Annotated in this window: 19 protein-coding genes, 1 tRNA gene and 1 other RNA gene; 6 read left to right on the top strand and 15 right to left on the bottom strand. The window is 52.7% G+C overall.

Annotated features, from left to right (window positions below; all coding sequences use genetic code 11):
- Positions 1–62: 62 nt before the first annotated feature.
- From E4Z61_RS18085 to E4Z61_RS18075, 3 genes are all read left to right on the top strand, one after another.
- Positions 63–962: a LysR family transcriptional regulator gene (locus tag E4Z61_RS18085; RefSeq protein WP_135323956.1), complete on the top strand. Its 900-nt coding sequence runs from the start codon at positions 63–65 to the stop codon at positions 960–962.
- A gap of 47 nt (positions 963–1,009) precedes the next feature.
- Entirely contained in the window at positions 1,010–2,038 is a 1,029-nt protein-coding gene (gene yhjD, locus E4Z61_RS18080; RefSeq protein WP_135323955.1) for an inner membrane protein YhjD, read from the top strand.
- A gap of 295 nt (positions 2,039–2,333) precedes the next feature.
- Positions 2,334–3,656 carry an MFS transporter gene (locus tag E4Z61_RS18075; protein WP_135323954.1) on the top strand — a complete coding sequence of 441 codons (1,323 nt, stop codon included), beginning with the start codon at positions 2,334–2,336 and terminating at the stop codon, positions 3,654–3,656.
- Between the two features lie 48 nt (positions 3,657–3,704).
- Here E4Z61_RS18075 and E4Z61_RS18070 read toward each other — a convergent pair whose 3' ends face one another.
- A complete protein-coding gene (locus E4Z61_RS18070) occupies positions 3,705–5,765 on the bottom strand; it encodes an AsmA family protein (RefSeq protein WP_135323953.1) in 2,061 nt (686 codons plus the stop codon).
- A gap of 78 nt (positions 5,766–5,843) precedes the next feature.
- A complete protein-coding gene (gene pdeH, locus E4Z61_RS18065; protein ID WP_135323952.1) occupies positions 5,844–6,611 on the bottom strand; it encodes a cyclic-guanylate-specific phosphodiesterase in 768 nt (255 codons plus the stop codon).
- 230 nt (positions 6,612–6,841) lie between these two features.
- Between pdeH and kdgK the strand changes: the two genes are divergently transcribed.
- The gene (kdgK, locus tag E4Z61_RS18060) at positions 6,842–7,771 is read left to right on the top strand and encodes a 2-dehydro-3-deoxygluconokinase (protein ID WP_135323951.1); all 930 of its coding nucleotides are present in this window, start codon (positions 6,842–6,844) and stop codon (positions 7,769–7,771) included.
- Between the two features lie 60 nt (positions 7,772–7,831).
- Here kdgK and E4Z61_RS18055 read toward each other — a convergent pair whose 3' ends face one another.
- From E4Z61_RS18055 to hmsP, 3 genes are all read right to left on the bottom strand, one after another.
- Positions 7,832–9,325 carry a M16 family metallopeptidase gene (locus E4Z61_RS18055; protein ID WP_135323950.1) on the bottom strand — a complete coding sequence of 498 codons (1,494 nt, stop codon included), beginning with the start codon at positions 9,323–9,325 and terminating at the stop codon, positions 7,832–7,834.
- 222 nt (positions 9,326–9,547) lie between these two features.
- Positions 9,548–10,834 (bottom strand): dicarboxylate/amino acid:cation symporter, encoded by a 1,287-nt coding sequence (locus E4Z61_RS18050; RefSeq protein ID WP_135323949.1) that lies wholly within the window; start codon positions 10,832–10,834, stop codon positions 9,548–9,550.
- 175 nt (positions 10,835–11,009) lie between these two features.
- A complete protein-coding gene (gene hmsP, locus E4Z61_RS18045) occupies positions 11,010–12,998 on the bottom strand; it encodes a biofilm formation regulator HmsP (protein ID WP_135323948.1) in 1,989 nt (662 codons plus the stop codon).
- Positions 12,999–13,422: 424 nt separating this feature from the next.
- Between hmsP and megL the strand changes: the two genes are divergently transcribed.
- Both megL and E4Z61_RS18035 read left to right on the top strand, forming a co-directional pair.
- Positions 13,423–14,619, top strand: a complete 1,197-nt coding sequence (gene megL / locus E4Z61_RS18040) for a methionine gamma-lyase (RefSeq protein WP_135323947.1) — start codon at positions 13,423–13,425, stop codon at positions 14,617–14,619.
- A 117-nt stretch (positions 14,620–14,736) separates the two neighbouring features.
- On the top strand, positions 14,737–16,035 hold the full coding sequence (locus E4Z61_RS18035; RefSeq protein WP_135323946.1) for an SLC5/6 family protein: 1,299 nt from the start codon (positions 14,737–14,739) through the stop codon (positions 16,033–16,035).
- Between the two features lie 32 nt (positions 16,036–16,067).
- Here E4Z61_RS18035 and E4Z61_RS18030 read toward each other — a convergent pair whose 3' ends face one another.
- The 10 genes from E4Z61_RS18030 to eptB all read right to left on the bottom strand — a co-directional run bounded on the left by E4Z61_RS18030 (position 16,068) and on the right by eptB (position 25,725).
- Positions 16,068–17,270 carry a sigma-54 interaction domain-containing protein gene (locus tag E4Z61_RS18030; RefSeq protein ID WP_135323945.1) on the bottom strand — a complete coding sequence of 401 codons (1,203 nt, stop codon included), beginning with the start codon at positions 17,268–17,270 and terminating at the stop codon, positions 16,068–16,070.
- Positions 17,271–17,446: 176 nt separating this feature from the next.
- The gene (dppF, locus tag E4Z61_RS18025) at positions 17,447–18,451 is read right to left on the bottom strand and encodes a dipeptide ABC transporter ATP-binding subunit DppF (RefSeq protein ID WP_135323944.1); all 1,005 of its coding nucleotides are present in this window, start codon (positions 18,449–18,451) and stop codon (positions 17,447–17,449) included.
- Complete coding sequence (gene dppD, locus E4Z61_RS18020) at positions 18,448–19,431, bottom strand: dipeptide ABC transporter ATP-binding protein (RefSeq protein WP_096759164.1); 984 nt, start codon at positions 19,429–19,431, stop codon at positions 18,448–18,450. The genes dppF and dppD overlap by 4 nt, the downstream gene beginning before the upstream one ends.
- A 10-nt stretch (positions 19,432–19,441) precedes the next feature.
- Complete coding sequence (gene dppC / locus E4Z61_RS18015; RefSeq protein ID WP_135323943.1) at positions 19,442–20,344, bottom strand: dipeptide ABC transporter permease DppC; 903 nt, start codon at positions 20,342–20,344, stop codon at positions 19,442–19,444.
- A gap of 9 nt (positions 20,345–20,353) precedes the next feature.
- The gene (gene dppB, locus E4Z61_RS18010) at positions 20,354–21,373 is read right to left on the bottom strand and encodes a dipeptide ABC transporter permease DppB (protein ID WP_135323942.1); all 1,020 of its coding nucleotides are present in this window, start codon (positions 21,371–21,373) and stop codon (positions 20,354–20,356) included.
- Positions 21,374–21,534: 161 nt separating this feature from the next.
- Entirely contained in the window at positions 21,535–23,142 is a 1,608-nt protein-coding gene (gene dppA, locus E4Z61_RS18005) for a dipeptide ABC transporter periplasmic-binding protein DppA (RefSeq protein ID WP_135323941.1), read from the bottom strand.
- On the bottom strand, positions 23,057–23,293 hold the full coding sequence (locus tag E4Z61_RS23890) for a hypothetical protein (RefSeq protein ID WP_167817513.1): 237 nt from the start codon (positions 23,291–23,293) through the stop codon (positions 23,057–23,059). Before E4Z61_RS23890 ends, dppA begins: the two co-directional genes overlap by 86 nt.
- 420 nt (positions 23,294–23,713) lie before the next feature.
- Positions 23,714–23,831, bottom strand: a non-coding RNA gene (locus E4Z61_RS18000) — RtT sRNA.
- 34 nt (positions 23,832–23,865) lie between these two features.
- Positions 23,866–23,942: transfer RNA gene (locus tag E4Z61_RS17995), tRNA-Pro, on the bottom strand.
- Positions 23,943–24,033: 91 nt separating this feature from the next.
- The gene (gene eptB / locus E4Z61_RS17990) at positions 24,034–25,725 is read right to left on the bottom strand and encodes a kdo(2)-lipid A phosphoethanolamine 7''-transferase (protein WP_135323940.1); all 1,692 of its coding nucleotides are present in this window, start codon (positions 25,723–25,725) and stop codon (positions 24,034–24,036) included.
- Positions 25,726–25,778 lie beyond the last annotated feature (53 nt).

Here is a 25,778-nt window from a genome sequence, read left to right as displayed (position 1 = left end):
AAACAATAAATACTGTTAATTACGCATTACTGTTTCGTTTAGAACAATAATAGGGCATGAGGATGGATAAAATTCACGCAATGCAGTTGTTCATCCGCGTCGCAGAACTGGAGAGCTTTTCGCGCGCGGCCGACACACTTGGACTGCCTAAGGGTAGCGTATCGCGCCAGATCCAGGCGCTGGAAAATCATCTGGGGACTCAGTTGCTGCATCGCACCACTCGCCGCGTTCAGCTTACCCAGGACGGTATGATCTATTACGAACGCGCAAAAGATCTGTTGAGCAATCTGGATGAACTGGACGGACTGTTTCATCACGATCCCACCAGCATCAGCGGTAAGCTGCGGGTCGATATGCCGGTTGGCGTAGCCAGGAATCTAGTGATGCCCCGCCTGCCCGCCTTTTTACATCAGTACCCTGGACTTGAACTCGAGCTCAGCAGCAGCGACCGCCTGGTGGATTTAATACGCGAAGGTTTCGACTGCGTAGTGCGCGTGGGGACGCTGAAAGATTCTGGACTGATTGCCCGCCCGCTGGGAAAACTGACGCAGATTAACTGTGCCAGCCCACAGTATCTGGCCCGTTTTGGCTATCCAGAAAGTCTGGAAGATTTGGTCTCGCATGCGGTGGTACATTACTCGGTAAATTTGGGTACGCGCTCGCAGGGTTTCGAAGTCGCGACAGACAACGGCCCCCGGTGGATAAAAACCGGCGGCATGCTGACGGTAAACAGCACCGAAACCTATCATGCGGCCTGTCTTGCCGGGTTGGGCATCATCCAGGTCCCGCGAGTGGGTGTACGTGAAGCATTACGTGCCGGTACGCTGGTCGAAGTATTACCGCAGTATCGTGCCGAACCGATGCCGGTATCTCTGCTTTATCCGCATCGCCGCAATCTCTCCCGCCGGGTACACCTGTTTATGGAATGGCTGACCGGTGTGATGAAAGACTATGTGGACTGACACGCTATACTGTCCTGTGAATGCACAAAATAAGGACTACCGCCCTGATGACGCAGGAAAAAGACGTAAAACGCCCCATTCAGGAACTTGAGCACGCCCCGATCGTAAAAATTGAGACGCCAGAGCGTGACCGCGCAGAGACCAACAGTAAGACCCATCAGGCGCTGAAAACGGCCCTGACTCTGGCAGAACGTGTTCAGCGCCAGCCCATTATCGCCCACCTGATCCGCGCTGCAGAGCGTTTTAATGACCGGATGGGAAACCAGTTTGGCGCTGCAATTACCTATTTTTCGTTCCTGTCGATGATCCCCATTCTGATGGTGTCGTTTGCCGCCGCTGGTTTTATTCTCGCTTCGCACCCCACACTATTGCAGGATATCTTCAGCAAAATCCTGATTAACGTCAGCGATCCGACGCTCGCCTCCACGCTGAAAAACACCATCAATACTGCCGTTCAGCAGCGTACTACCGTCGGCCTGGTCGGGCTGGGTATCGCGCTGTATTCCGGGATTAACTGGATGGGAAACCTGCGCGAAGCGATACGTGCCCAGTCGCGGGACGTTTGGGAGCGCACGCCGCAGGATCAGGAAAAAATCTGGGTCAAATACTTGCGCGATTTTATCTCGCTGATTGGATTATTGATTGCGCTGATCGTCACGCTGTCGATTACCTCCATCGCCGGCTCTGCCCAGCAGATGATTATCTCGGCTCTGTACCTCGACGACATCGAATGGCTGAAGCCCGCCTGGCGACTGATCGGCCTGGCTATCTCCATTTTCGCCAACTATCTGCTGTTCTTCTGGATTTTCTGGCGACTCCCCCGCCATCGCCCGCGTAAGAAGGCGCTGATCCGCGGTACATTTATCGCTGCCTTTGGCTTTGAAGCCATCAAAATTATTATGACCTACACGCTGCCGTCGCTGGTGCAATCGCCGTCAGGTGCAGCGTTTGGCTCGGTGCTCGGCCTGATGGCGTTCTTCTATTTCTTCGCCCGCCTGACTCTGTTCTGCGCCGCCTGGATAGCGACGGCTGAATATAAAGATGACCCGCGGATGCCGGGGAAAACGCACCGCTAATCTCACCAACTGCCGGATGACGCCACACTCATCCGGCTACGCCCCAATGCTTGCATCGCCATCCCGTGCATTCTCAGAATATAAATCCAGCCCGTAACTTTTATTTAACCAAAAACCAGTTTTATCATCCAAGTTTTAAAATATGTGAAGCATTTCATAGAAGCGAAATCTTCGGCCTAAAAATTATCCCCTTTTTGCCTTATTTTTGACCATGCGCAACGTTTGTTACAGATTGAAATGTCTCTTTTGCTGTGCGTAATATGACCATTCGTTCGACAAAAAATAAGAAAATATTATGCAAGCAACCGCCACAACGCTCGACAACGAACAGGAACACACCCCGGTCAACTCGCGCAATAAAGTCGTCGTCGCCTCACTCATCGGCACCGCCATTGAGTTCTTCGATTTCTATATTTACGCGACCGCCGCGGTGATCGTTTTTCCCCACATCTTCTTTCCACAGGGCGACCCGGCCGCGGCAACGCTGCAGTCTCTTGCGACTTTTGCTATCGCCTTTGTCGCGCGGCCGATCGGCTCGGCGGTGTTCGGGCATTTCGGCGACCGTGTCGGGCGTAAGGTCACACTGGTTGCCTCGCTGCTAACCATGGGGATCTCGACGGTTATTATCGGCTTGTTGCCAGGCTACGCGACAATTGGGATTTTCGCCCCGATCCTGCTGGCGCTGGCACGTTTTGGTCAGGGTTTGGGTCTTGGCGGTGAATGGGGCGGCGCTGCGCTACTGGCAACGGAAAATGCCCCGCCGCGCAAGCGGGCGCTGTACGGTTCCTTCCCTCAACTGGGTGCACCGATCGGCTTCTTCTTTGCCAACGGCACATTTTTGCTGCTCTCCTGGCTGCTGACCGATGAGCAGTTTATGAGCTGGGGCTGGCGTGTACCGTTTATTTCTTCAGCGGTGCTGGTGATTATCGGCCTGTACGTTCGCGTTTCTCTGCACGAATCCCCCGTTTTCGCCAAAGTCGCAGCGGCGAAAAAACAGGTTAAAATCCCGTTGGGCACTCTGCTGACGAAGCATGTTCGCGTCACCATCCTCGGCACGTTTATCATGCTGGCGACCTATACGCTGTTTTATATCATGACCGTCTACTCGATGACCTTCAGCACCGCCGCAGCCCCTGTGGGCCTCGGCTTGCCGCGAAATGAAGTCCTGTGGATGCTGATGATGGCGGTGATTGGCTTTGGCGTCATGGTACCGATAGCCGGGCTGCTGGCCGACGCGTTTGGCCGTCGCAAGAGTATGCTCATCATCACGACGCTTATCATTCTGTTCGCCCTGTTCGCTTTTAAACCGTTGCTGGGCTCTGGCAATCCGGCGCTGGTATTTGTCTTCCTGCTGCTGGGGTTGAGCCTGATGGGACTGACATTCGGTCCGATGGGCGCGCTGCTGCCGGAGCTGTTCCCAACCGAGGTTCGCTACACGGGCGCGTCGTTCTCGTATAACGTTTCATCCATTCTCGGTGCTTCCGTGGCCCCTTACATCGCCGCGTGGCTGCAAGGCAACTACGGCCTGCCAGCAGTTGGTATTTATCTGGCATCGATGGCAACATTAACGCTGATAGCGCTGCTGTTAACCCATGAGACACGGCATCAATCGCTGTAATTTGATTGCCGGATAGCGACTCGCTTATCCGGCAGTTTTCTTCTGGAATCACTTCTTCATCTGCGACAAAATCGTCCGACACTGATTGGCCTCACCTTCAGACGGTGAAATCAGCGCCAACAGCGCGGCTGCTGGCGTGACGAGCGTTGCCAGCGCAGCAGCGACGGCCCCACGGGCGATCAACGGTCCCGCTTTCACCCCAGCCTGCGGATTTTTGAATGTCCCGCGCACATACAGCGGCGAACGCAGCGTAATAATACGAATGCCTTTACTCTCCGGATCGACGGTTAAATCCAGCTGTTCAGAGGCAAAACTCGCCGTTCCAGTGACATTGATGACCGCATTTTCGGTATCAAAAGCAAAAATTTGTGGGCGCGCGACGCCGTTGACAATATCCAGATTCGCTGCCGCACAGTTCACCCGCACTTCATCATCACCAAATATCTGTCCAACGATATAGTTACCCAGATTCAGTCCCACAATCTCCATCAGATTTCGGCTGATCAACCCATCGTTCATCAACAACTTCAGGTTGCCATTACTGTTCCCGAGCAGCGCGGCCACCGAATTTCCGCTCCCGCGAAACTCGGCGTCACCGTTCATTTCACCCAGCGTTTTCTGCATCAGTTCCACATCCGGCATCAGTTCTTTCAGCTTCAGTCGACGCGCCTGGATATTCGCCTGGCCTTGCATCGGTTTTTTATCCCCTTCCAGATGAATGCTGGATACGATACTGCCTCCCGCCAGACCAAATTGCAGCGGCTTCAGCCGCAGGTCGGCATTATTCAGAATGATATGGGCGGAGAGGTCGCTGATGGGCAGGCTGCTGCCGTGTTCAATACGCCGCCCCTTGAAGCGTACGTCGGCGTCCATGACGTTCCACTTGTCGGTTTCAAAACGGTCATACGGCAAGACCTTGTCCGCAGGCTGGACGCTCTTTTCGCCTTTGCGTTGTTCAGACTGTTTGGCTCGTTCCGCTCCTTTACCGGAATCCACACCAATCAGCGGCCCTAAATCCGCCAGCCGCAGCTGGCGCGACTCAACTTCCCCTTCCAGTTTCGGGCGCGGCTTACCGGTGGTGTAAGCGAGCGTGCCGTGAATATCGCTGTCGCCAATGCGGCCATTAAAATCGCGATAATTAAACACGGAGGATTTCCCGTTACCTATTTTGGCGACCAGTCGCCCGTCAGTTTCAAAGGGAGGGGTGTCCGGCAACAGCACGCCGGTCAAATCGTACAAATCCCCTAGCGAATCGCCCGAAAACTTCAGTTTGAGATCCGCTCCGCCCATATTCATCGGATCGTTTATCGTGCCGATAAACGCCACCCGTGTATTACCTGAACGGACATCGGCCTGTACCGGGAAAGGTGTGCCTTCCCCGCGTAGCGCCAGCATCCCACCGATTTTTCCGCTGCCGCTGAGCGGTTCACCGTGATATCGGCCTTGCGCTTTCAGACCAAACACGTAGTCCTCGACGCGGGCGTTGCTCTCTTTACTTTGTGCGCCGCTCACTTCGCTAAAGGGTAATGGTTTACCCAGCGGATCAACGAAGATCTCAATCTCCGACTGCGTGATCTTATCGTTGATGGCAATGCGCCCTTGATCGAACAGAATGTTATCGAGTCGAAATGACCAGGCAGACGGTGGGGCATGGGGATCGCGGTTTTCGTCTCCCGCGAGGGTAAATGTCCAGTTGTTATTTTTCTCCGACAGGCGGATAAGCCGCGCGTCCGGTTTCACCAGCTTAATCCACGGGAGCCAGACGGTTTTTGTCAGCAATGCCAGTGGGGCGAGCGTGGCTTCAACGCGCGGGAGATGCACCATGGTGACGTCGGGAATATCCGGCGGATTGCCGAGGATAATATCTTCCGCATGAATATGCGGCCACGGAACCCAACTGCGCCAACCGGTTTCCTGCTTCTGACGCTCCCAGACTACGCCCAAATCACCACGTATCGCGAACGGTCGGTTGAGTTCAGTAGAGACTTTCTGGTTGATGGTCGGTTTGAGCCGGTTCCAGTCAAATGTCGCAATCACGATGATGAGTACGACGATCAACAACAAGAAAACCCCTGATACTGCTGTGGTTATTTTGCCTGCTTTCGTCATCTTTTACCTCCTCACTTTCTTCCTTGCCTGTCCTAAAGATAGTCCAGCAGGGTTAAAAGGAGGCAGATGACGCCAACATCAAAGCGACAATATCACCTCTTCAAGGGTATGCAGGGGAACCGGACGCGAGAGAAAATAGCCCTGCGCAGCGAACGCCGGTGAGTTTTGCACATCGCGCCACTCATCCAGTGTTTCAACACCTTCGACAATCACACCACGGCAATAGCGGTTCATCAGCTGTAGCAACAGCGTGAACAGGTTCCGGCCTTCCGGCGTCTGGCGCAGCATAATAAACAGATCCCGCGCCACCTTAATGTAATCGTAGCTGACTTCACTCAGGGCAGAGAAATTGGCCATCCCGGTGCCAAAGTCATCCAGCCAGAGCGGACCAAATTCGCACATCGAAGCAAATGACGCTCCCTTCGGCAAGCGAATATGTTCCACCAGCTCAAAACGCAGCCACGGCAGACATTCGATGATTTTCAGTATCTCGGGATCCTGGCGCATCGCAAGCAGCGTTGGGCCATCGACATTCACCGACGCCAGCAGGTCGTGGGCTCTAAAAAAGTCGCTTTTCAGTTGGAGTTGCTGAAGCTGCTCCTTCACCACTTCAATACGATGGCGAACGGCTACTTCGGCAAAATAACGGTCTGGCGCAAGACGCTGGGAAGGATTATCAGGATGGCTCACCACTGTCAGCAGTTCAACAGCCATCAGCCGTCCATTGGTCTGGTAAATCGGCTGGTAGGTGTAAGCACGCTCGCACTGCAGCCAATAGCGTCTCTCCAGCAAGCTTTCGATACTCGCATCAGGCGTAATTAGCTGCTGGGTAACCTGCTTTATCATCTGAGATGTCCTGTAAATAGGAGTGTGACTGACCGGACTCGTCAAAGGTTATCGGCGCTCAGACGCAGAACTTTACGCTCAGCACGTCGCAAAATAAAAACCTGGCAGCAAAAAATCGCGCAGAATACGCGTTGGCTCAAAAAATTAATGGAACGATGTTTTAATATAGTTGACCACTTAACACCCACAGCGCACACTAACGCTAATTTTTTTCAGAGCAGGTTACGACTATGTCCAGCAAGATTGCCGTGATTGGCGAATGCATGATTGAACTGTCACAGAAAGGCGCTGACGTTCAGCGCGGTTTCGGTGGCGACACGTTGAATACATCCGTTTATATCGCCCGTCAGGTCGATGCTGCGGCCCTTTCTGTACACTATGTCACGGCGCTGGGCACGGACAGTTTCAGCCAACAGATGCTGGAATCCTGGCACGGCGAAAACGTCGATACCTCATTAACGCAGCGTATGGAGAATCGCCTTCCGGGTCTCTATTACATTGAGACAGACAGCAGCGGCGAGCGCACCTTCTATTACTGGCGCAATGAAGCTGCGGCAAAATTCTGGCTGGAAAGTGAACACTCAACCGCCATTTGCGAAGAGCTGGCAACGTTCGACTACCTGTATCTGAGCGGCATAAGCCTGGCCATTTTAAGCCCGTCCAGCCGTGAGAAACTGCTGTCACTGCTGCGCGAATGCCGTGCCAACGGCGGAAAAGTTATTTTTGACAACAACTACCGCCCGCGCCTGTGGAACAGCAAAGAAGAAACACAGCAGGTGTATCAGCAGATGCTGGAGTGCACCAATATCGCGTTCCTGACGCTGGATGATGAAGATGCGCTGTGGGGTGAAAAACCCGTGGCTGAGGTGATTGCCCGCACTCACGCAGCAGGCGTGCAGGAAGTGGTGGTGAAGCGCGGCGCAGACTCGTGTCTGGTATCCATCAATGGCGAAGAGCTCATTGATGTACCGGCGGTAAAACTGCCGAAAGAGAAAGTGATTGATACCACCGCAGCGGGCGATTCGTTCAGCGCCGGGTATCTGGCGGTACGCTTAACCGGAGGCGATGCCGCAGAAGCCGCTAAACGCGGCCACCTGACGGCAAGCACTGTCATTCAGCATCGCGGGGCGATTATTCCACGCGACGCGATGCCGCAGTAAACCGTTGATCTTGTATGCCGGGGGCGCTTCGCTTGCCCGGCATACAGGTTACAATTACCTTTACTGCACTGGCGGAATATCCGTCACTTCAGGATGAGACTCATCGGTTTCAACGGACATGGCCGCAGCAGTAACGGGCGCCATAATGTCATCCCACGTCGCCTGCAGATCCTTCATATTGAATTCAGGTTCACCCTTCGGTTGAAGCAGAATAAGTGCCATCTCTTGCGATAGTTGCTGGCGCAGATCCTGATTCAACATCTCTACGGTCAGGCCGTTGAGGAAGTTCTGGCGTAAACGCTGGTACTGTTCAGGCGCGATATCCACCACCTGGTTTTGCAGAGAGCGCAGACGCTGACTGATCAAAATATCGGTATCGGTACGGCCATAGGTGGCAAACAGCTTCTGCAGTTCCAGATTTTTTTGCGCCACCAGCGCGTTAAACTCTTCTTCCGGCAGACCCTTATCGCGCACTTTCGCCAACTCACGCGCCACCGTCCCCAGATTTGCATTCAGCTTATCATTCGGTGACTCAACGTTGATGGCGCACTGCGCACGCAGGAACAGCACCCGGCAGTCAAAGCCAAGGCCGATGTCTTTCGCATTGTTCTTGGTTAGCGTCTGCTGAATGTGCCAGAACAGCGCTTCACGGGCTAAATCAGCACGCCAGTAGCGCAACAGCGCGGCGGATTCACGGATTGGCTGCCATGGTGTATCCCACATGATGGAGAGACGATCCTGACGTACCGCGTCGGTCATAATGCTCACCGCTTCAGCGCGTAGCGGGGAGAGTGTCGGCACCGGTGCCGGTGTCTCACGTTTACCTTTTAATTCGCCAAAGGTTTTGTTGATTTGCTCAGCCACACTGCGCGCGTCAACGTTGCCGACGATAATCAGCGTCATAGCGTCCGGGGTATACCATTTCTGGTAGAACGACTGGATTTTCTCGGCATCTACCGGGGTTTTCAACGGATCGGCTGGATCGTGTCCCAGCAGCGTCGAGCCCTTCAGACGGTAGCGCCACCATCCTTCTTTGGTATCCATCGGCCAGGTTGTCACCATATCTTCGCTGCTCAGCGCATGATTGATGGTTTCTGGCGTGATGGTCAGCTTGCCGGAGATGTTCGCCAGATAAGAGAGCGACTCTTTCAGCAGGTCGTTACGGTTGTTGGGCAAGCTGAGGTTGTACAGCGTGGAATCATAGGAAACGATAACTGGCGGCATGGGACGCTTGGGATCGAACCCCTGCTGCCACAGTGAACGGGCTTGCGTGGCATCAAGACCACCGCTTTGCGTCAGCGCGATACGCGGGATCGCGTGGCTGAAACCACTCTGTTGTGTACTCTCGGTGAGTGAACCGGTATTAACCAGCAGGCGAACCTCGATACGGTCACTAGGGCGCTGGGGAGTGGCTAACACTTGCCACTGTAAACCGTTTGCCAGCGTACCCTGTTGCCACGCCGGGTCAGGCTGGAGCGCATCTGCCTGCACATAGCCGGCAGAGGCCATCATCAGCAAGCTGCCCGCTAAAAGTCGAATTTTTGTGCCCTGCATGTGAACCCCTGATCAACAATCCTGGTAATAAAAAGACAGCCCTGAAAAAAGACTCTCTGAATATGACGTTAAAACACTTCGTGTTAGACCGCGAGAACATGAAAATGTCACGGAAGAAGTGAAAAAATCCCGAAACCATCGGATCGACAGTTTCAGGTACAGGGGGTAATTATGCGCAGGTGCCCGTAGCCCTACAAGGGACTACGGGCATAAGTGACGAGATTAAGAGGATAAATCGTGCGTTTTGCCATCCGGCGCACGATTATTCAGCGTGTCATCCAGCTTTTTGGCATCCAGTTCTTTCACCCATTTCGCGACAACGACGGTTGCCACACCGTTACCAATCAGGTTGGTCAGCGCACGGGCTTCTGACATGAAGCGGTCAATACCGAGAATCAGCGCCAGACCGGCAATCGGCAAATGACCCACTGCGGAGATAGTCGCTGCCAGAACAATAAAGCCGCTTCCTGTCACTCCCGCAGCCCCTTTTGAGGAGAGCAGCAGCACCACCAACAGGGTTATCTGATGGAAGATATCCATATGGCTGTTCGTTGCCTGAGCGATAAACACCGCCGCCATCGTCAGATAGATCGATGTCCCATCAAGATTGAACGAGTAGCCGGTGGGAATAACTAACCCGACCACCGACTTGCGACAGCCCAGTTTTTCCATCTTATCGAGCATACGCGGCAGCGCGGACTCGGAAGAAGACGTGCCCAGAACAATCAGCAGCTCTTCACGGATATAGCGAATGAACTTAAAGATGCTAAAGCCGGTTGCACGGGCAATAGACCCCAGTACCACCACCACAAACAGGATACAGGTGATGTAGAAGCAGATAATCAACTGCCCCAGTTGTACCAGCGTACCGACACCATATTTACCGATGGTAAAGGCCATGGCACCGAAAGCACCGATTGGCGCCAGGCGCATGATCATGTTGATGATGCCGAAAATGACCTGCGAGAAGCTTTCAATCACGTTGAAAATCATTTGGCCTTTGCTGCCCAGGCGGTGCAGTGCAAATCCAAACATCACCGCGAACAGCAATACCTGCAGGATGTTGCCGCTGGCGAACGCACCAATGACGCTACCTGGGATAATATCCATCAGGAAGCCCACAATCCCCTGGTCTTTTGCCTGCTCAGCGTAAATCGCTACTGCTTTGGCATCCAGCGTTGCCGGATCAACGTTCATCCCGGCACCGGGTTGCACCACGTTGACAATGATAAGACCGATGATCAGCGCAATCGTACTGACCACTTCAAAATAAAGTAGTGCAACCGCACCGGTGCGGCCTACTGCTTTCATACTTTCCATGCCTGCAATGCCGGTAACGACAGTACAGAAGATGACAGGAGCGATGACCATCTTAATGAGCTTAACGAACGCGTCGCCAAGCGGTTTCATTTGGGCGCCTAATTCAGGGTAGTAATGGCCAAGGAGAATACCGATGGCAATCGCTGTCAGGACCTGAAAGTAAAGGCTTTTGAATATCGAGGTTTTCATAGGGTGTCCTTAAAGTAAAAACCACAGGTCTTGTAAGGTTTTATTTAACCTGCGGCCCTAAAGTAACACCCACACAACATCACAGAAATGTACAAAGATCATAATTGATACAGAAATGTTAAAAATTTTGAGCTGGCTCGCACAAGCGCACCCTTTTTTAACTTTTGTAATCAGCTCATTGCTTCGTTAAATAGCGTTCTTCGAAGATATCTGCCGGAACCGGACGAGCAAATAAGAATCCCTGCGCCACTTCCACTCCCGCTTGTGCCAACCACTCTCGTTGCGCTTCGGTTTCGACACCTTCGGCAATCATCTGCAAATCAAGGCTATGAGCCAGCTGAATAATCGCCGTGATCATGCTGCAATCCTCAGGCACACCGTCGACAAACATCTTGTCGATTTTGAGCACATCTACCGGCAGCGACTTCATGTGCTGCAGCTGGCGTAAACCGGCGTATCCCATACCAAAATCATCCAACGCGATACGCACTCCCGCATTACGCAGCGGGCGCAAAATGGCGATGGCTGCGTTGGGATCATCAATATGCCGGCTTTCAGTTACTTCGAGAATCAACGTGCCAGGCTTCACGCGATAACGGTTTAACAGCTCCAGCAGATCCGACACCATATTTGGGTGCATTAGCTGTAGAGCAGAAAGATTTACCGACAGCGGGAGCATCAGGTCGCGCTCCTGCCAGGCAGCAAGCTGGCGACAGGACTCTTCCAGCACCCAGTATCCGACGGTAACCATCAGACCACAGGATTCAATCCTGTCGATTAACCCTTCCGGTAACTCCCAGCTTCCATCCGGCTGCTGCATCCGCAGCAGCGCTTCCGCACTCAGTATCTTACCACTGGCGATCTCTACCTGCGGCTGCATCCACAGCGCAAACTGTTGGTTATCCAGTGCGGTAAGAATGTCATTTTCTTCCGTCAACCGTTGCTGAGCCTCTTCCATTTGCTGCGGGTCGAAGAACTGAATCTGATTTTTGCCTTTGCGGCACGAAGTGAGTGCCGCGGAGAGCGCACGGCTGTAGAGTTGTTCTGCGGTTAAATCGCCATAAAACATCGCTACCCCAATATTGCAATTGGGGCGCAGTTGGATACCGTGGATAGGCAACCGCTCATTAATGATAGTGAGCACTTGCTGACTTAATGTGATGGCATGCCAGGGTTCCTTCACACCATGCGCAATAACAGCAAAGTCGTAGCCACTGACCTGGGTAAGCACCATTCTGGGCGCCAGTACCGACTTGAGTTTTTCGACCACCGTCAGCAGCAGGATTTCACGCTGGGTTTCGCTCAGCACGCCTGCGGTATCCCGCAAGGTTTCGCAGGTGACAATCATCAGCGCCGTGGTCTGGTTACGGGACACGACCTGTTCCAGTAACCCCATCAAAAACGTTTTGTTAGGCAGATCGGAGACAGGAAAACGCATTGAATAGTCGCTCTGCTCTTCACTGTGACGCTGCACCATCTGCTGATTCAGGTTGTAACTGCGTACCAGCATGCCGATCTCATCATCCTGATGCAGGCGCGGTAATGCCAGTTGATAGCCAATAAGATCCTGCTGGGGAATGTCGTTCAGCTCACGCGCTATTTTGCGTAATGGGTGCACTATCAAGCGGTTAATGCACCAGGAGATGGCTACCGTCAGTATCAGTGACAAAAGTAAGTAAATGGTCACTAACGTTGAGAGAGTGCTCATCACGAATTTGTACATGCGGTACGAATCCGCCTGCAACACCAGATAGGCCAACGGCTGCGGGTTGGCTGAACGCTCCAGTGAATAGACCGGCAGCGAGATCTGCACCGGCAACTCGAACAAGCGAGTCACCATTACCGGGACCGAACGTTCAGGAATAAAGCTCATCCGCAGAGCCTGAAACTGATTCGGCAGCACCACATCGGCGCGGCTGACTACGCCCGCAGGCTGAATTCGGCGTAAAATCGTCTCCGCTTCAGGAATATCCCCTTTCAGAATGGTGGCCGACAGGGGTTCACGGACGGAGCGAGCGATACTTTCCAGTTGCGTAGCCGTGTTATAGCGGTTCTGCTGTACCAGGTGAAACAGCAAAACGGTGCAAAAAATAAAAACGAACACCATGACAACGGCCGCAACCATCGCCATCTGCTTAATTGTTAACGAGCGACTGACACGCAAACTGACTCTCCACGGATAGACAAAACTGCCGTCAGAGTATACCCGATCGTAGCGGTATTAAGAGAGGCGGTATCTGAAAACTTCCCTGCGTGCATTATCGCGGCAGGATAGGCACCTGGCGACGAGATTTATCTGCAATTAAAGCGAAAAAGGCCACTACATTGCGCCTCATCGGACAAGCCCGACTTGCCGATGATTCTACGTAACACGTCACCCCAATCGCCTCGCCATAACCCAGTCTGTATAAGGACTCGCATTTAGTTTTCTCGCCCCATGACTGGAAAGTTTCTTGCCAACTGGCAACTTTCCTGACGGCCACCCGCACGGTGAAATCACTAACACATTGATATCTATAAATTCATTTTCTGGCACAGCGATTGCTATTTAAGTGTGAGCTGTTCTGTTCCGAATCAAAGGAGATATCATGTCTGACTGTCGTACTTACGGATTCAACACCCAGATCGTTCACGCGGGGCAACAACCCGACCCTTCAACTGGCGCGCTCAGTACGCCTATTTTCCAGACTTCAACGTTTGTTTTTGACAGCGCCGAACAAGGTGCCGCCCGCTTTGCGCTCGAGGAGTCCGGGTACATTTACACCCGTTTGGGGAACCCCACCACCGACGCGCTGGAGAAAAAGCTGGCAGTGCTGGAAAGAGGTGACGCCGCATTGGCCACCGCGTCCGGTATTTCGGCCATCACCACGTCGTTGCTAACCCTGTGCCAGCAAGGCGACCATATCGTTTCCGCCAGCGCCATTTACGGCTGTACTCACGCTTTCCTGTCACACAGCATGCCGAAGTTCGGCATTAACGTCAGCTTCGTCGATGCCGCAAAACCGGAAGAAATCCGCGCCGCCATGCGCCCGGAAACCAAAGTGGTGTATATCGAAACGCCGGCGAACCCCACACTCTCGCTGGTTGATATTGAGACGGTCGCCGGGATCGCCCATCAGCAGGGCGCAGTGCTGGTCGTGGATAACACCTTTATGTCGCCCTACTGCCAACAGCCCCTGCTGCTGGGAGCCGATATCGTCGTGCACAGCGTGACCAAATACATCAACGGTCACGGGGACGTGATTGGCGGCATCATTGTGGGCAAGCAGGAATTTATCGATCAGGCGCGATACGTCGGGCTGAAAGATATCACCGGCGGCTGCATGAGCCCATTCAACGCCTGGTTGACGCTGCGTGGCGTTAAAACGCTAGGCATCCGTATGGAACGCCACTGTGAAAACGCGTTAAAAATTGCCCGCTTCCTGGAAGAGCATCCGGCCATTACCCGCGTGTATTACCCTGGCCTGCCTTCACACCCGCAGTATGAGTTGGGTAAACGCCAGATGAGCCTGCCGGGAGGAATTATCAGCTTCGAAATCGCTGGAGGCCTCGAGGCTGGCAGACGGATGATCAATTCTGTAGAATTATGCCTCCTCGCGGTCAGTCTCGGTGATACCGAAACCCTCATTCAGCACCCAGCGTCTATGACACATTCGCCCGTTGCGCCAGAGGAACGGCTTAAAGCAGGTATTACCGACGGACTTATCCGTCTTTCTGTAGGTCTTGAAGATCCAGAAGATATTATTAACGACCTTGAACACGCCATCAGAAAGGCAACATTCTGACTATTACGGCCTGAACCGGCGCAGATCGGTTCAGGCCGTTGAGAATCAAGGCACAACAGCCTGGCTATACGCGTAATCCTTTTCCGGGGAGAGCGGGTATTTTCGGCAGGGGGTTCTATGCAGGACAACACATTACAATTAAGCAACAATGCAGTAACCGCCGCATCCTTCTCAAAAAAACTACCGTTTACTAAATACGATTTTGGCTGGGTATTACTTTGCATCGGCATGGCGATTGGCGCTGGAACAGTGCTGATGCCGGTACAAATTGGCTTAACCGGTATTTGGGTCTTTATTGTCGCCTTTATTATTGCCTATCCCGCCACCTATATTGTGCAGGATATTTATTTAAAAACGCTCTCTGAAAGTGAAAGCTGTAATGACTACACAGATATTATCAGTCATTATTTAGGAAAGAACTGGGGTGTATTTCTCGGCGTCATCTATTTCTTGATGATTATCCACGGCATCTTTATCTATTCATTATCCGTTGTTTTTGACAGCGCATCCTATATAAAAACATTCGGGCTCACCGATGCCGATCTTTCACAATCGATCATCTACAAAGTGGCGATTTTTGCGGTGCTGGTTGCCATTGCTTCCGGCGGGGAAAAGCTACTGTTCAAAATCTCCGGTCCAATGGTGGTGGTAAAGGTTGGCATCATCATCGTGTTTGGCTTTGCGATGGTTCCACACTGGAACTTCAGCAATATCAGCGCGTTTCCTGAGGCTGGCGTCTTCTTTCGCGATGTCCTGCTGACCATCCCGTTCTGTTTCTTCTCAGCGGTGTTTATTCAGGTGCTGAATCCAATGAATATCGCCTACCGTAAACGGGTGTCAGACCGGGTGTTGGCTACGCGTATGGTCATTCGCACCCACCGCATCAGTTATATTACGTTGATTGCGGTAATTCTGTTTTTCTCCTTTTCCTTTACTTTCTCCATTAGCCATGAAGAAGCGGTATCGGCCTTCGAACAAAATATTTCCGCGCTGGCACTGGCGGCCCAGGTTATCCCCGGACAAATTATTCACATCACCTCCACGGTGTTGAATATTTTTGCCGTACTGACGGCATTCTTCGGTATTTATCTTGGATTCCACGAGGCCATGAAGGGCATTATTCTGAACGTACTGGGTCGTGTTATCAACGTTGAGAAAATTAACCCACTGGTTCTGACGCTGGGAATTTGTGCCTTTATCGTGACCACGCTGGTTATTTGGGTGTCGTTCCGTGTATCGGTGCTGGTGTTCTTCCAGTTAGGAAGCCCACTTTACGGTATCGTCTCGTGCATTATTCCGTTCTTCCTGATTTATAAAGTCACGCAACTGGAAAAACTGCGCGGGTTGAAAACCTGGCTTATCCTGCTGTACGGGATTTTGCTGTGCCTGTCGCCGTTGTTGAAGCTGATTGACTAACCCGATGACAGCGCCGTCAACCCTGACGGCGCTTAATTCACGCTCTCCAGTTGATAGCTGCGAATTTTATTCAGCACCGTGGTATGCGATACCCCCAACGCTTTGGCGATATGCCTCGACGACACATTCTCCTCTACCATCTGCTCAATCAACTGACGCTCAGCACATTGAACCTGCTGCTTAAAAGGCCGCCCAGCGTGAGTCTGATTACCCGATGTTATATTCGCTATGCCCAAATCCTCTCGGGTAATCACATCGGATTCAGCCATCAACATCAGACGAATAATAGTGTTTTCCAGTTCGCGCACGTTCCCCGGCCAGGCGTGATGATGCATAGCATTAAAGCAGGCTTTATCCAGAATTAACCGTCGCTGGAATTCTTTTGCGTATTTCTGCACAAAGTGGCGGATCAGCAGGCTGAGATCCTGCGGACGTTCCCGCAACGGAGGAATGGTCAGGGCGAGTATGTTAATACGATAATAGAGGTCAGCGCGTAGCAGACGTTGTTCGACCATCTCTTCCAGATTGGCGTTGGTTGCCACAATAATGCGAACGTTAACCGGAATAATTTGCGCCCCGCCCACGCGGCGGATCCCACCATCCTGTAGTACACGCAGTAATTTGGCCTGTAAATTTAGCGGCATCTCACCAAATTCATCAAGAAAAAGGGTGCCTTTATCGGCCATTTCAAACAGCCCCTTTTTGCCTTTACAGTCCGCACCGCTGAAAGCCCCTTTTTCATAACCGAAGAATTCACTCTCCATCAGTGCCTCGGGTAAAGCTGAGCAGTTAACCGGAATAAATGGATAAAAACTACGCTGTCCAGAATTATGAATCGCCCGAGCCAGCAGCTCTTTGCCGGTCCCGGTTTCACCACGAATCAGGACAGTATATTTGCTGTCCGCAATTCTAATCGCCTTTTCGATCAGTGCCTGCATGCTCTGGCTGCTGCAAATAATATCTGAAAAATAGCGCGGGCGTTCCGGCTCAGACATCGACAGTTCGCTTATCTCTTCGCAAAGGTAAGCGACGTTAATAATATCGGCACGCTGACTTAAGCAGGATTGCACACTGGAAATATCCTGCAACTGACGACACCAGGATTTAATCAGGATCCGGCCAGCCGTCACCTTCATTGAGATGATATTGATATCACAGCAGGAAAACTCCTTCAGGACATCCTCAACCATAGACAGGCGATCAATTGTTTTAATATCCCAGCGTATCGTGACCACATTTGCTCCAGATCGTTAGCAACTGCGAAGTAGATATTTCTGTGACGTTCAAGAGTCTGACTATATTCTAGACGCTGTGGAATAATGTTCTGCCAATGGACTCACATTGTGGAAGTAAAAACGAAATATAAAAAAACCGGAGCACAAGGCTCCGGTTACTGGGTCATAACCCACGCTTATTGCTGTGGGTTCTCATCCTGGTCAACGGCAAAGCACGCCACCAGTTGGCCGCTGTAATCTCTAAGCTGCGGTTGTAGCTGAGTACAAGGCCCAAAGCGACGACGGCAGCGAGCATTGAATGCACAGCCCGGCGGCGGATTCAGCGGGCTTGGCAGCTCGCCGGTCAGCTTGATGCGCTCACGCCGATCATCCGGATTCAGACGTGGCGTCGCAGAGAGCAGCGCCTGGGTATACGGATGGCGCGGGTTGTTGAAGATCTGATCTTTGGTTCCTTTCTCCACGCAGCGGCCGAGGTACATCACCATCACTTCATCGGCGATATGTTCCACTACTGACAGGTCGTGGGAGATAAAGACATAGGACAGTCCCAGATCCTGCTGCAGATCCATCATCAAATTCAGCACCTGTGCACGCACAGAAACGTCCAGCGCAGAGACTGGTTCATCGGCAATCACCACGTCCGGATCAAGCATCAGACCACGGGCAATGGCGATACGCTGGCGCTGACCGCCAGAGAACATATGCGGATAGCGGTCATAGTGCTCGGTTTTCAGACCTACTTTCGCCATCATCGCCAGCGCTTTTTCACGACGCTGCTCTTTGCTAAGCGAGGTGTTGATCAGCAACGGCTCTTCCAGAATTTGCCCCACCTTCTTACGCGGGTTCAGCGAACCATACGGATTCTGGAACACAATCTGGATTTTCTGACGACGCAGCTTCTGCGCCTGCGGGTCATGCTTGAGCAGATCCTGCCCCTGGTAATACAACTCGCCGCCAGTCGGGACTTCAATCATCGTCAGCAGACGACCAAGCGTCGATTTCCCGCAGCCCGACTCGCCAACCACCGCCAGCGTTTTTCCGCGTTCTAAGGTAAATGACACGCCATCCAGCGCTTTTACCAGGCGCTCCGGGGCGAACATGCCCTTCTTCACCGGATAGTATTTTTTCAGGTCAATTGCCTGCAACAGTGGCTGTTGCGAGGTGGCCTCGTGCGTACTCATAGTGTGGGCCTCCCGGCATCATCGAGTGGGTAGTGGCATTTCGACTGACGGCCTTCGCCGAGTATGTTCAGCTCCGGCTCTACGCTACGGCATTTGTCCGTGGCATACGGGCAGCGTGGGTTTAACAGGCAACCGTTCGGACGGTCGTACTTGCCCGGAACTACGCCCGGTAACGAGGCCAGACGCGCTTTATCCTGCGCAAACTCCGGCAGCGCACGTAGCAATGCCTGGGTGTACGGGTGACGAGGCGCGCGGAAAATATCGTGCGCCGCCCCGGTTTCCACCACCTGACCGGCATACATGACGATGATTTTGTGTGCTGCTTCAGCCACCAGCGCCAGGTCATGAGTAATCAGCACCAGCGCCATATTTTCTTTCTGCTGTAGCTCCAGCAGCAGTTCGATGATCTGCGCCTGAATAGTCACGTCCAGCGCGGTCGTCGGTTCATCGGCAATCAGCAGCTTCGGACGACAGGCAATCGCCATGGCGATCATCACGCGTTGGCTCATACCACCGGACAGCTGGTGCGGATACACATCGAGGCGCGAAGCCGGATCGGGAATGCCCACCAACGTCAGCAGGTCAATCGCCCGCTGAATGCGGGTTTTCTTATTGCCGCCCTGATGCACCTTAATGGCTTCCATAATCTGGTAGCCGACGGTGTAGCACGGGTTGAGGCTGGTCATTGGGTCCTGGAAGATCATCGCCACTTCGGCCCCCACCAGCTGGCGGCGCTCTTTCTCAGAGATGCGCTTCAGGTCGCGGCCGTTAAACTCAAGGCTTTCTGCCATCACGCGGCCAGGGTAGTCAATCAACCCCATAATCGCCAGCGAGCTGACGGACTTACCGGAGCCGGATTCCCCGACAATCCCCACGACTTCACCCTGATTCACGCTGTAGCTAATGCGGTCTACTGCACGAAATTCGGCACCAACATCGCCGAAATGCACGGATAATTTATCTACATTTAATAACGCCATCTCGAACCTCTTACTGCTTCAGTTTGGGATCGAGCGCGTCACGCAGACCGTCACCCATCAGGTTAAATGCCAGCACCGTCAGCAGGATCGCCAGACCCGGGAAGGTCACGACCCACCAGGCACTTTGCGCAAACTGCAACACATCGGAGAGCATGGTGCCCCACTCCGGTGTTGGCGGCTGCGCACCCATGCCCAGGAAGCCAAGCGCGGCCATATCGAGAATGGCGTTAGAGAAGCCGAGCGACGCCTGAACAATCAGCGGCGCAAGGCAGTTAGGAAGAATATTGACGAACATCTGGCGCATCGCACCGGCCCCTGCCACGCGGGAAGCAGTGACGTAGTCGCGGTTGACTTCCACCAGCACGGCGGCGCGCGTCAGACGCACATAGTGCGGTAATGCCACGAACGTCAGCGCCAGCGCAGCGTTACCAATCGACGGGCCAAATACGGCGACCAGCACCAACGCCAGCAACAGGCTTGGCAGCGCCAGCATGATATCGACCACACGCATGATGATGTTATCAACAATACCGCCAAAGTAACCGGCCACCAGGCCGAGAACAACGCCCATCACCAGCGACAGCACCACCACCAGACAGCCGACCAGCAGCGACAAGCGAGCGCCGTACATCAAGCGCGACAGCACATCGCGCCCCACGTCGTCAGTACCAAACAGATGCGCCCACGAGCCCCCTTCCTGCCACGCAGGCGGTGCCAGCAGCGTATCGCGAAACTGTTCCGCCGGGTTATAGGGCGCAATCCAGTTGGCGAAAATGGCAATAAACAACACGATGACCACGTAAACGAGTCCAACAACCGCACCTTTGTTGCGTTTAAAATAGTGCCAGAACTCTTGCAACGGGGTCATCGGCACCGGTGCAGCAATAACTTTATTTTCAGTAACCTGTGACATGATGGCCCCTTACTTCTTATGCCGAATACGCGGGTTCACCACGCCGTACAGCAGGTCTACCAGCAGGTTGACGAGAATAATCATCGTCGCTACCAGTAATACACCGCCCTGCACTACCGGATAATCACGGCGTTGCAGCGCATCAATCAGCCAGCGCCCCAGACCCGGCCACGAGAAGATGGTTTCGGTCAGGATCGCGCCAGCCAGCAGCGTACCGACCTGCAGGCCGATAACTGTCACCACGGGCAGCATGGCGTTGCGCAGAGCGTGAATGATGATGACGCGCATACGGGTCAGACCTTTGGCACGGGCGGTACGAATGTAATCTTCGCCCAGCACTTCCAGCATTGACGAACGGGTCATACGCACAATCACCGCCAGTGGAATGGTGCCCAGCACCATTGCCGGCAGGATCATATGTACTGCGGCATCAATGAAGTTACCCTCTTCCCCCCAAATGGCGGTGTCGATCAGCATAAAGCCGGTCAGCGGGTTGGAATCATCAAGGAACACCATGTCGCTCACCCGCCCGGAAACCGGCGTCAGGTTCCACTGCACGGAAACCAGCATGATCAGCATCATGCCCCACCAAAAGATAGGCATGGAGTAACCGGTCAGCGCCAGACCCACGGCGGTGTGATCGAAAATGGAGCCGCGCTTAACGGCAGCAAGTACGCCCACCGGAATGCCCACTGCGGTAGCAAAAATCATCGCGCAGACGCCGAGTTCCAGCGTCGCTTTAAAGCGCGGCACAAACTCTTCCCACACCGGTAAACGGCTTTTTAACGAAATGCCTAAATCACCATGCATCACCCCCCAGATATAGTGGAGGTACTGCTGCCACATCGGCTTATCCAAACCAAGTTCAGCCAGCAGTTGAGCATGACGCTCAGGAGAGATACCACGCTCACCTGCCATGATCATCACCGGATCGCCGGGGATCATATGGACGAAGGCAAAGGTGAGAAGAGTGATACCGATAAACGTGGGGATGACGAGTCCCAAACGTCGGAGAATGAACTGCAACATAACCCGGATTCTCTCTAATGACGCACGGCCTGGAACCGTGAATCTGTATTGCTCACAAATCTTATCTCCCCCTCAAGCGAGAAGGAGATAAAGCATTACTGCCAGGTGGCGCTACGCGGGTCCGACTTAACGGTACGTAACGCGGCCTGGCTTGCTTTTAATTATTCGACAGAGACGTTTTCGAAGTGGTGTTTGCCTAATGGATCAACCACATAGCCTTTGACTTCTTTACGCACTGGCTCGTATACGGTGGAGTGAGCAATGATCAGCGCTGGAGCCTGGTCATGCATCACCACCTGAGCCTGTTTGTACAGTTCAATACGCTTGTTGTGGTCGTCGGTCGCACGTGCCGGTTGAATCAGGTCTTCAAACGGCTTGTAGCACCAGCGAGAGTAGTTGGAGCCGTCTTTTGCCGCCGCGCAGCTGAACAACGTGGCGAAGAAGTTATCCGGATCCCCATTATCGCCAGTCCAGCCCATCATGACAGCCTGGTGCTCGCCAGATTTAGCACGCTTGAGGTATTCGCCCCACTCATAGGTGACAATCTTGGCCTGAACGCCAATTTTCGCCCAGTCAGCCTGGATCATCTCAGCCATACGGCGAGCGTTCGGGTTGTACGGACGCTGTACCGGCATCGCCCACAGCTCAACGGTGAAGCCTTTATCCTGACCCGCTTCTTTCAGCAGCGCTTTGGCTTTTTCCGGATCGTAGCTGTAGTCTTTAACGTCGTCGTTATAGCCCCACATGGTTGGCGGGATCAGGTTTTTCGCAGCAACACCTGCACCCTGATAAACGGCTTTGATGATTGCTTCTTTGTTCACCGCGTAGGTCAGCGCCTGACGGACTTTCACGTCATCAAACGGTTTCTTCTCGGTGTTGAAAGAGAGATAGCCAACGTTCAGACCCGCCTGCTCCATCAGGTTGAGGTTTTTGTCCTGCTTCATGCGCGCGATGTCTGCCGGATTCGGGTATGGCATCACCTGGCATTCGTTCTTCTGCAGCTTGGCGTAACGCACGGAAGCGTCCGGCGTGATGGAGAAGACCAGACGGTCGATCTGTGGCTTGGTACCCCAGTAGCCCGGGAATGCTTTATACAGAATACGCGAGTCTTTCTGGTACTGCTGCAGCTGGAACGGACCGGTACCGATTGGGTTCAGGTCGACTTTCTCCGGCGTACCGGCTTTCAGCATGTTGTCAGCATACTCTTTGGAAAGAATAGAGGCGAAGTCCATCGCCAGATCCGCCAGGAACGGTGCTTCCGGGCGAGTCAGCACGAACTGAACCGTGTTGTCGTCGACTTTCTTCACTTCGCTAATCAGGTCTTGCAGGCCCATGCCTTCAAAATATTCATAGCTGCCGCCAGAGACTTTATGGTACGGGTTCTGCGCATTTTTCTGACGATCGAAGGAGAAGACGATATCGTCGGCGTTCATGTCACGCGTCGGTTTGAAATCTTTATTATCCTGCCACTTCACGCCCTGGCGCAGATGGAAGGTATAGGTTTTACCGTCTTCGCTGATTTCCCACTTCTCAGCAAGGCCCGGAATCACTTCAGTCGTACCGGTTTTGAATTCAACCAGACGGTTATAGATCGGTACTGAACTGGCATCATAGGTTGTGCCAGAAGTGAAAAGCTGTGGGTTAAAGCCTTCAGGAGACCCTTCTGAACAATAAACCAGAGTTTTAGCCTGTACGCTTGCTGCAACGGTCATAGCCACCAAGCTCAGACCAAGCTTCAGCATCCCTGACTTCTTCAAGGAAATACTCATTCTTCTGCTCCAAATGTGATGTTTGTTGTTTTACCCTTTGCAGTGGGTTTGCACCGCCTGGCCTTTTTTGTTTTTTACCCGGCCGGGTCGGCGTTAAGAGGATGGGGATTCCGTTCACATAAGCGACTGAGTTGCAGTGCGGATTCTCCATGAAATGCCCCTCATGCCCTACAATCTGTCAACAGAATGTGAAAACGTCAATACAGGTAACCGCGATTTACACCAACGGTGAGAATTGGCAAACAAAGATTAAAAAAAGTGCAGAGGGGCATTTTCAGCAGGGAAATTTGTGCTACGCGGCCTATCCCAGAATAAATATCTTCATACTTAGCAACATTTAGTGATTAACATTTATGCAAAATATGAAAAATTTCTTAATATATGCTGCATATCTGAGCGATTAATACCATGAACGTTAAAGCGCACAGCGGAAAATGCCAGGTTCAGCCATAAGTAGCGCAAAAAAAGTTTCAAGCAAATATAAAAAAAGACAATGGAATATGTCACAGAATCGTTAACAAACAGCGGGAACTGGTAGACAATTTTTGCGGATAAAATGAAGGTGAGTTTTTGGTCGGTGATAGAGGACTACTCGCCCTGCGGGCCGTTGCTGACGCAACGTTCTCTCACTGCGCTCGAGTCGAACCTCTTGCCCCCGGAGGTTCTCATCCTCACGGGTTTCGGAAAGCAAAAAGCCCGCTCAGAGAGCGGGCTTTTCTAATTTGGTCGGTGATAGAGGATTCGAACCTCCGACCCCTTCGTCCCGAACGAAGTGCGCTACCAGGCTGCGCCAATCACCGAATGCGGGGCGCATCTTACTGCTCAGGTGCGCGCCCGTCAATCCCTTAGTATCAAAATGCCATTCGATCGGCGAGAAAGTCAGCAGGCCTGTTACTGAGCCGCTGCTTTCTGCCCGTCCGGAATTTTGCACCAGTTATTATTCTCGTTAATACCGCCGTTTGGCGAGGTATAACCGAGGCAACCCAAAATGGTGTCGTACAGTTCTACATGACGACGCGGCACCTTCATATCCGCCTCTTGCTTCAGATGCGCAAACGCCTTCGCATGATCTGGATCCTCCAGGTACTTGTCAGACATCCACACCATCATGGGCACACGGAACTGCTCTGGCGGCGCCATTTTACGCGGCGTACCATGCAGGTGCTCACGCTCGTTAATAGACTCACCATGGTCGGCGGCATAGAACACGATCGCTTTTTTATCGCGCAGTTGATCAAACACTTTGGTAATAAAGTGATCGACATAGGTCACCGAGTTATCGAAAGAGTTAATCATCTGGGCTTTCGAACACCCGCTATCGACATCCACACACTCTGGCTTCCACTGTGCATAATCGCGTGTGTAACGCTGCGTGTAGTTAAAGTGCGATCCTTTGGTATGCAGAATAATCAGATGTTTGCCATTATCATCCTGCTTTAAGGATTGCTGCATCTCATCAATCAGCAGCATATCGTCAACCGTTTTGCCACGGTTACGCGGCTCTGCGCCAATCTGTTCACGATAGGCGATGTTTTCCGCCATCGTATTGCTGTAGAACCACATCTCACTTTGCATCGCGTAGAGGTCTGTCTTGAACCCTAACTGACCGAGCACGGAAAAGATGTTTTGTTCTTTCAACGTACGCTGCGGGTTATCTTCTGCACCACCTTCACGTACAAACATACAGCGCAGCGAAAGCTTGGTCGCGGTATCACATGAATATCCGCGGAAGGCCGCCAGGTTTTTCTCCTGGGCCAGTCTTGGCGTGGTATTTCGCTCGTAGCCAAAAATACCCATATGATCCCAGCGCGTGGTTTCACCAATAATAAACACGACATAGGTGTCGTCGAGATTCTTGGGTGCCACGTAGGTAAACTTCTTCGCCGGGTTCATCAGTGATTTGTTATCAGAAGATTCATCCACCTGCGCCCAGGCGTACAATCCCAGAGCTGAGAGCCAGTTGGATGGCAGGTAGGAGTTCGCCACGACACCGCCATAGCTGGGTAAATCAATACCCGTTTCGCGCTCAACGGTCTTCTGATGCATGCTCAGCAATCGAATCGGTACCCATACAATCAGGCCAGCCAACATCACTACCGCAACGCTGCGCATTCTCAGACTTGGCGTACGCAGCTGTTTTAACAGGGTGTAGCGACAGCGGTTACTCCAGATTAAGAGCAGCGGCAAAATACTGACCGAAACTAGCCACACGATAAAATGCCAGCCCACAACTTCCTTCGATAAATCAATATCTGTAGTCATTACCGAGGCAATAATGCCGTAACCGATCACTACGTTCAGGAAGGTCATATAATAGCTGGCACCAGCGGAACACAGCACCACAAAGGTCGCCAGTACACGCCAGGCGCGTCGGCCAAATAAAGAGAGAAGACGAAGTAAAAAGAAGGTTGCCAGCACCGCGCCAGCTAATTCAACAACCGCAGAGATTCCTTTCCAGACGGTGAACTCGTACACATACCCGCTAAAGCGACGGTAAAATACAGCCGAGTTCATAAACAAACCGATATAGATTGCCAGCAAGAGACTGAGCTTCTGCTGCGTCATCGACTTAATATATCTCATCAATAAAACCTGGAAAACGGGATAAAAAGCCCTGCATACGGCTCAATTGGACC

The organism is Citrobacter tructae (assembly GCF_004684345.1).
Classification (GTDB): Bacteria; Pseudomonadota; Gammaproteobacteria; order Enterobacterales; family Enterobacteriaceae; genus Citrobacter; species Citrobacter tructae.
Note: the sequence above shows the minus strand (reverse complement) of the source record. Positions and strands in the feature narration are given on the sequence as shown.

Bases quoted from the DNA above. Each gene is read 5' to 3' on its own strand.
- E4Z61_RS18085 (WP_135323956.1), top strand. From the start codon at position 63: ATGGATAAAATTCACGCAATGCAGTTGTTCATCCGCGTCGCAGAACTG.
- yhjD (WP_135323955.1), top strand. From the start codon at position 1,010: ATGACGCAGGAAAAAGACGTAAAACGCCCCATTCAGGAACTTGAGCAC.
- E4Z61_RS18075 (WP_135323954.1), top strand. From the start codon at position 2,334: ATGCAAGCAACCGCCACAACGCTCGACAACGAACAGGAACACACCCCG.
- E4Z61_RS18070 (WP_135323953.1), bottom strand. From the start codon at position 5,765: ATGACGAAAGCAGGCAAAATAACCACAGCAGTATCAGGGGTTTTCTTG.
- pdeH (WP_135323952.1), bottom strand. From the start codon at position 6,611: ATGATAAAGCAGGTTACCCAGCAGCTAATTACGCCTGATGCGAGTATC.
- kdgK (WP_135323951.1), top strand. From the start codon at position 6,842: ATGTCCAGCAAGATTGCCGTGATTGGCGAATGCATGATTGAACTGTCA.
- E4Z61_RS18055 (WP_135323950.1), bottom strand. From the start codon at position 9,325: ATGCAGGGCACAAAAATTCGACTTTTAGCGGGCAGCTTGCTGATGATG.
- E4Z61_RS18050 (WP_135323949.1), bottom strand. From the start codon at position 10,834: ATGAAAACCTCGATATTCAAAAGCCTTTACTTTCAGGTCCTGACAGCG.
- megL (WP_135323947.1), top strand. From the start codon at position 13,423: ATGTCTGACTGTCGTACTTACGGATTCAACACCCAGATCGTTCACGCG.
- E4Z61_RS18035 (WP_135323946.1), top strand. From the start codon at position 14,737: ATGCAGGACAACACATTACAATTAAGCAACAATGCAGTAACCGCCGCA.
- dppF (WP_135323944.1), bottom strand. From the start codon at position 18,451: ATGAGTACGCACGAGGCCACCTCGCAACAGCCACTGTTGCAGGCAATT.
- dppD (WP_096759164.1), bottom strand. From the start codon at position 19,431: ATGGCGTTATTAAATGTAGATAAATTATCCGTGCATTTCGGCGATGTT.
- dppC (WP_135323943.1), bottom strand. From the start codon at position 20,344: ATGTCACAGGTTACTGAAAATAAAGTTATTGCTGCACCGGTGCCGATG.
- dppB (WP_135323942.1), bottom strand. From the start codon at position 21,373: ATGTTGCAGTTCATTCTCCGACGTTTGGGACTCGTCATCCCCACGTTT.
- dppA (WP_135323941.1), bottom strand. From the start codon at position 23,142: ATGAGTATTTCCTTGAAGAAGTCAGGGATGCTGAAGCTTGGTCTGAGC.
- E4Z61_RS23890 (WP_167817513.1), bottom strand. From the start codon at position 23,293: ATGGAGAATCCGCACTGCAACTCAGTCGCTTATGTGAACGGAATCCCC.
- eptB (WP_135323940.1), bottom strand. From the start codon at position 25,725: ATGAGATATATTAAGTCGATGACGCAGCAGAAGCTCAGTCTCTTGCTG.